This is a genomic window from Streptomyces sp. NPDC059142, assembly GCF_042755665.1.
In the GTDB taxonomy this organism is placed as follows: domain Bacteria; phylum Actinomycetota; class Actinomycetes; order Streptomycetales; family Streptomycetaceae; genus Streptomyces.
On sequence record NZ_JBHZDA010000179.1, the window covers coordinates 1 to 5,918 of the forward strand.

At 71.3% G+C, this 5,918-nt stretch carries 5 protein-coding genes and 1 pseudogene; 5 read left to right on the forward strand and 1 reads right to left on the reverse strand.

Annotation, left to right across the window (positions count from 1 at the left end; all coding sequences use genetic code 11):
• Positions 1 to 169 precede the first annotated feature (169 nt).
• A complete protein-coding gene (locus tag ACFXPK_RS32245) occupies positions 170 to 1,717 on the reverse strand; it encodes a hypothetical protein (RefSeq protein ID WP_385080699.1) in 1,548 nt (515 codons plus the stop codon).
• Positions 1,718 to 2,103: 386 nt separating this feature from the next.
• Between ACFXPK_RS32245 and ACFXPK_RS32250 the strand changes: the two genes are divergently transcribed.
• The 5 genes and pseudogenes from ACFXPK_RS32250 to ACFXPK_RS32270 form a co-directional block, all read left to right on the forward strand.
• Positions 2,104 to 3,732, forward strand: coding sequence for a phage tail sheath family protein (locus ACFXPK_RS32250; protein ID WP_385080701.1), 1,629 nt, complete (start codon positions 2,104 to 2,106; stop codon positions 3,730 to 3,732).
• A 171-nt stretch (positions 3,733 to 3,903) separates the two neighbouring features.
• Positions 3,904 to 4,347 carry a phage tail protein gene (locus ACFXPK_RS32255; RefSeq protein ID WP_385006954.1) on the forward strand — a complete coding sequence of 148 codons (444 nt, stop codon included), beginning with the start codon at positions 3,904 to 3,906 and terminating at the stop codon, positions 4,345 to 4,347.
• Positions 4,347 to 4,865 carry a hypothetical protein gene (locus tag ACFXPK_RS32260; protein ID WP_385080702.1) on the forward strand — a complete coding sequence of 173 codons (519 nt, stop codon included), beginning with the start codon at positions 4,347 to 4,349 and terminating at the stop codon, positions 4,863 to 4,865. The genes ACFXPK_RS32255 and ACFXPK_RS32260 overlap by 1 nt, the downstream gene beginning before the upstream one ends.
• On the forward strand, positions 4,862 to 5,020 hold the full coding sequence (locus ACFXPK_RS32265) for a DUF6760 family protein (RefSeq protein ID WP_329824309.1): 159 nt from the start codon (positions 4,862 to 4,864) through the stop codon (positions 5,018 to 5,020). The genes ACFXPK_RS32260 and ACFXPK_RS32265 overlap by 4 nt, the downstream gene beginning before the upstream one ends.
• A 5-nt stretch (positions 5,021 to 5,025) precedes the next feature.
• Positions 5,026 to 5,918 (forward strand): annotated as a pseudogene (locus ACFXPK_RS32270) (hypothetical protein); the annotation flags it as partial.

The following is a 5,918-nucleotide window of genomic DNA, read 5'->3' on the forward strand; positions in this document are numbered from 1 at the left end:
GCGGGGGCCGGCGGGCGCGCGGCGGGGGGGGGGGGGGGGGTGGGGGGGGGGGGCGGGGCGGCCCCCCCCCCCCCCCCCCCCCCGCCCCCCCCCCCCCGCCCCGGGGCCCCGGTCATGGCCGGGGCGCGGTCCGGACCGTCACTGCGGTCCCGGTCCGCGCCCCCGCCGGTCACTCCATGGGGGCCGGCAGCCAGCCCTCGGCCGTCACGGTGCCCGGCTGGTCCTGGGTCTTGACCCAGCCCGCCTTCCACTGGTTGAGCGTCAGCTCGTTGACGGTCCCGGTCTGCTCGGTCTTGAACAGCGACTGGTACGACTTGATCCAGCTCGCGAGGTTCTTCGTCGGCTCCTGCTCCAGCGGCGGCGCGCCGCCCCGGAGGTAGGCGATGTTGGCGCGGGTCATCGCCACCGTCGTGCGCAGATCCCCGTCGTCGAACTCCACGTTGTTGGCCCAGAGCATGATGTTGCGCACCCACGGCACCTCGGGGTCGGGCTTGCCCTCCTCAAGGGGGAGGCTCTTCTTCCCGGCGAAGTGGGCCGACAGGAGCGCGGTCATCGTGGTCCGGCCCAGGTTGCCGAGCCCGTCCGTCTTCTCCAGCCTGCTGAACTCCCCGTGCGCCTTGTCACTGGCCTTCTGGAAGCACTTCAGCGCCTCCTCGGTCGTCGGGTCCAGCTTGCCGACCGTGTAGTCACCGGTCAGTTTGCAGCCGGCCGCGCCCTTGGCGAGCCGTACCTGCGCGAACTGCACGAAGAGATTGGGCTTGTGGTCCGAGGTGATGGGCAGCGGTCCCCCCGCGGCCTCCTCCTCGGAGCCGCCCGACTCCTCCTCGCCCTTCTCCTCCTCCTTGTCCTCGTCCCCGCCCGTCTGCTGCTGCTCCTCGGCCGCGGTGTCCTTCGAGGGATCCGCCTGCGGGAGCGTCGGCGCGGGCTCGTCCGGCAGCACCTCCGCCACCTGCTGCTGGGCCTTCTCCTTCGCCATGGAGCGGACCGACGGCTTGTAGGCGAACCAGAGCACGACACCGGCGATGGTGAGGGCGAGTATCAGGCTCAGCGCGGTCATCAGCCAGTACGGCATCACACTGCGCTGTACGTACGTCCCCTCCACCGCCAGCGGCTCGGTCCCCGAGCGCCGCACGCCCAGTTCGTACGGCCGCTGCTGCTTCTGCCCCGCCCAGATGATCTGCCGGGGCTTGAGCGTCGTCTCGACGAACGCCGCGCGGCCGGGCTCGATCTGAACGTTGGAGGGGACGATCTCGTACGAGAGGTCGCTGCTGTTGTCACCGGCGATGGACGCGGTGAGCTTGGTGTTGCCGAGGTTGTCGACGGCCAGCCGCGGCCGGCCCTTGAAGCGCCCCTTGACGGTGTGCGGGACGAGTTCGGCCCGTACCTCCATGAACGGCGTGAAGGTGACGTTCCCCTCGGTGACCGTGGTGGAGTCCGGGTGCTCGGTGGGCATGACCCGGACACCGAACGGATGCGGCCCCGCCGCCGAGTCGGGCGTACGGGGCGGGGCGAACGTCAGCTCCACGACCCCGGTGGTGCCCGGGAAGAGCCGGATCGAAGGAGGCTCCACCGTCACGTACGGGGCGACGTCGCCGACCGTCTCGAAGCGGTACTCGTCGACCACGTCACCGGTGTTGCGCAGACGCAGTCGAACGGTGGTGCGGCTGCCCGGGTCGACGGTGGTCGAGGCGGGCTCCAGAGCTGTCCAGATGGTCACCCTCCGGACGCTAGTGGCCCCGGGGAAGAAACGGTCAGAAGCCGCCGGGTAGGACCCGTGCCCGAAGAGGCCGCGCGGCTGCCCTCGGGGCCTTCCGTCAGGACCGGGCCGCCGAACGTGCCCGCCGCGCACCACCGGAGTACGCCGGGGCAGGCAGGGGGGACTGTCCGGAGAGTCCGCCCGACTGCCCTTAGAGGCAGGCTTCAGGGGCCTCGGCCCTTATGGGGCAAGGCCCCGTCGTCTCGTGTTCACCCGCCGCGCGGGCGGTTCCCGCCGGGGAGGGCAGAAACCATGCCCTCGGTCAGGTACGGCAGGACGTTTCAACCGGCGGTTTGCGGCGTGACAGTGAGATGACGACTTGTCTTGTACCCCGAGGAGAGCAGAGCATGCCGTCTTACCTGTCGCCGGGCGTATACGTGGAAGAGGTGGCCAGCGGCTCGCGTCCGATCGAGGGTGTGGGCACCTCCGTGGCCGCCTTTGTCGGGCTGGCGCCGGAAGGACCGCTCAACGAGCCGACGCTGGTGACCAACTGGACGCAGTACGTCGCGTCCTTCGGTGAGTTCACCGACGGCTACTACCTCGCCCACTCGGTGTACGGCTTCTTCAACAACGGTGGAGCCGCCGCCTACGTCGTCCGTGTGGGCGGCGCGCGAGGCGGAGTCTCGGGCGCGCCCGCCGAGGGCACCGACTCGATCAACGGCCAGCGTGGCCGGTCCGCCGTCGGCGCCGGTGGCGCCGCGCCCGCCGCCCTGCCGGCCGCGGAGCCCACGGCGCTGGGCACCTTCAAGGTGTCGGCCGTCTCGCCCGGCGAGAGCGGTTCGCTCACCGTCGAGGTCGCCGACGCCGAGGGCGAGGGCCCGGCCGAGCGCTTCCGGCTGATCGTCAAGGACGGCGCCAAGCCGGTCGAGACCTTCGACGTCTCCGCCAAGAAGAGCGCCCGCAACTACGTGGTCACCCAGGTCAAGGAGCGCTCCAAGCTGATCTCCGTGGTGGAGGGCGCCGCTGCCTCGCAGCTCGCCCGCCCGGAGAACCAGACGGTCGCCCTCGCGTCTCCCCCCGCCCCCGCCGCGGCCCCCGCGGTTCCCGAGGCGCTGGAGGCCGAGGAGGTCGGCGTCGCCCACTACCTGGGCGACTCCGCGGACCGTACCGGCTTCGGTGGCCTTGAGGCGGTGGACGAGGTCTCGATGGTCGCCGTCCCCGACCTCATGTCCGCCTACCAGCGCGGTGACATCGACCTGGAGTCCGTCAAGGCCGTCCAGCTCGGCCTGATCGCGCACTGCGAGATGATGGGCGACCGGCTCGCCATCATCGACCCGCCGCCGGGCCTCAACGCCCGTCAGATCCGGGTGTGGCGCCAGGAGACGTCCAACTACGACTCCAAGTACGCGGCGCTGTACTACCCGTGGATCAAGGCGTTCGACCCGGCCACCGGCAAGACGCGCCTCATCCCGCCGAGCGGTCACATGGCGGGCATCTGGGCCCGCAACGACTTCGAGCGCGGTGTCCACAAGGCCCCCGCCAACGAGGTCGTACGCGGCGCGGTCGACCTGGAGATGCAGGTCACCCGGGGCGAGCAGGACCTGCTCAACCCGCTGGGCATCAACTGCATCCGCTCCTTCCCCGGCCGCGGTATCCGCGTCTGGGGTGCGCGTACCCTGTCCTCCGACCCGGCCTGGCGCTACCTGAACGTCCGCAGGTACTTCAACTACCTGGAGGAGTCCATCCTCATCGGTACCCAGTGGGTGGTGTTCGAGCCGAACGACCACGCGCTGTGGGCCCGTATCCGCCGCAACATCTCGGCGTTCCTGATCACCGAGTGGCGCAGCGGCGCGCTCTTCGGCGCCACGCCGGAAGCGGCGTACTACGTCAAGTGCGACGACGAGACCAACCCGCCGGAGTCGGTGGACCTCGGCCGTGTCATGTGCGAGATCGGCGTCTCGCCGGTCAAGCCGGCCGAGTTCGTGATCTTCCGGCTGGCGCAGATCTCCGGTGCGGGGAGTGAGCTGGAGGAGTGACGGGCGGCTTCTTCGCCGGCCGGCGGTCCTCCGCCGGCCGGCGCTCGCCCGAGGGACACAAGCGGTAGCCGCCGTGGCCGCGTGACAGCGGTCGGAGCGGTGACAGGAAGCGCGACGGCGTAAGCGGTAGCGGCAGCAGTAGCGGTAGCGGTAGCAGAAGGAGCACGCTCCATGAGTCTTCAGCCTCATGACTCTTTTACTTCACACAACTTCGGCCTTCAGATCGACGGCGTCCTGGTCGAGTACCTCCAGGAGGCGACCGGCCTGACGATGAAGCAGGACGTCATCGAGAGCAAGTCGAACTCGGCCCAGGGCCAGCCGACGACCTCGAAGGCGCCCGGCGTCCAGGTCGCCGGCGAGGCCACGGTCGTCCGCGGTATGACGATGTCCGACGCCTTCGACACCTGGATCAAGGACTCGATCCGCGGTGACATGGGGTCGGCCCGCAAGAACGCCACCATCGTGGTGATGGACTACCAGAACAACCCGGTGCGGCGTTACAACATGCGCAACGCCTGGTGCTGTGCCGTCGAGGGCAGCGCCCTGAAGGCCGGCGAGGCGGGCACGCTCACCGAGACCGTCACGATCACCTACGAAGAAATGACGATCGAGTAATGCGTCGAGGGGTACCGACCAAGTCCGCTCCTGGGGACGCGGTTGCGGCACCGGAGGCGGCGGAGACGCCCGCCCCGGTGCCGGCCCCGGTGCCTGCCCCGGCACCGGCACCGGAACCCGCCGTCCGGCGGGAGCCTGAAAGGGAGCGGATGCGCACGGAGTTCGCGTTCGAGTTGCCGCGTGGATACGTGGACAGCGAAGGCGTCGTGCACCGTGACGGGACGATGCGCCTGGCCACGGCACGGGACGAACTGATCCCGTTGCAGGACCTGCGGGTCCAGCAGAACCCCGCGTACCTCTCCGTCGTCCTGCTCGGCCGGGTCATCACCCGGCTGGGCGGGGTGCCGATGGTGCACGACGGGGTGGTGGAGAACATGTTCGCCTCCGACCTCGCCTTCCTCCAGGACTTCTACCGTCAGATCAATGCCGAGGGCCACACGAGGGCCGGGGTCAACTGCCCGCACTGCGAGCAGCCGTTCGAGGTCGAACTCGGCGGGAGCCGCCTGGGGGAATCGTGACGTACGCGACCGACCGCATCCATGAGGAGGTCGCGTACATCGCCTACCACTTCCATTGGAGCCTGGAGGACATCCTGGACCTCGAACACCGCGAGCGCCGGCGGTATGCCGAACAGATCGCCACGCTGGTGACGCGCGCGACGGGGGAGCGGTAATGGGCATGTTCGACCGGTTCAGGGGCCGGGGCCGCAGCGGCTCCGACACCCGTTCCGCGGGCGGGGCCGCAGACGGCTCGGGGCTGTCCCCGGCTTCCGCTCCTGTCCCCGCTCCCGCTCCGGACGCCTCGGGCTCCGGGGCGGGAGCGGGTTCCGGGGCCGTTGCCGGTTCCGGGAGTCCGGCTTCCGGGGCTTCGGCTTCCGCTTCTGGTTCCGCTGCTGCCTCGGGGAGTTCCGCCGGGGGGCGGGGCTGGGCCGCGCTGCCGCCGATCCAGCGCGCCCCGGCCTCGCACTCCGTCGCGAACGCCACCTTCTCGGGGACGCTGGCCACCTGGCAGAACCCCTCTTTCACGGGGACGCTCTCGCACGCCGTCCTCGACAGCGCGCCGACCGGTCTGATCCGCGACGCCCTGACCCCGGCCACGACGTCCAGGTCCGGCGGGCTCGGCGAGCCCTCGCTGTCGCTCCCGGTCGCCGTGGTCGACGACACGGCCCCGGACGCCGGTGCCGCCGGTGACGGTGCGGGCGGTGCGGGTGTCTCCCGTACGGCCCCCGCGGTCCAGCGCGCCACGGGCCCCCGGGTCGCGCCGGTACGGCCCCGTCCCGCCGCGTCCTCCGCCTCCACTTCGACGTCCGGTTCCGGTTCGGCTTCCGGGTCGGCTTCCGGTTCCGGTTCGGCTTCCCGGGCGGCCTCCGCTTCCCGGTCCGCCCCGGCCTCCGGGCCGGCGTCCCGGGCCGCTTCCGTGCCGGTGCAGCGCGCCCTGACCCGGGCTCCCGCGCCGCGTACCGCACCGCGCAGGACGCTCCCGGTGGCCGTGCAGCGCCAGGCCGCCCCGCGTACGGAGGCGCCGCGCACGGCCGCGCCCTCCGCCGCCGCGACGGCCCGTACCGCGCCTGT

What these genes read in the sequence shown, in the direction of transcription:
- ACFXPK_RS32250 (WP_385080701.1), top strand. Translation starts at nt 2,104, where the DNA reads ATGCCGTCTTACCTGTCGCCGGGCGTATACGTGGAAGAGGTGGCCAGC.
- ACFXPK_RS32255 (WP_385006954.1), top strand. Translation starts at nt 3,904, where the DNA reads ATGAGTCTTCAGCCTCATGACTCTTTTACTTCACACAACTTCGGCCTT.
- ACFXPK_RS32260 (WP_385080702.1), top strand. Translation starts at nt 4,347, where the DNA reads ATGCGTCGAGGGGTACCGACCAAGTCCGCTCCTGGGGACGCGGTTGCG.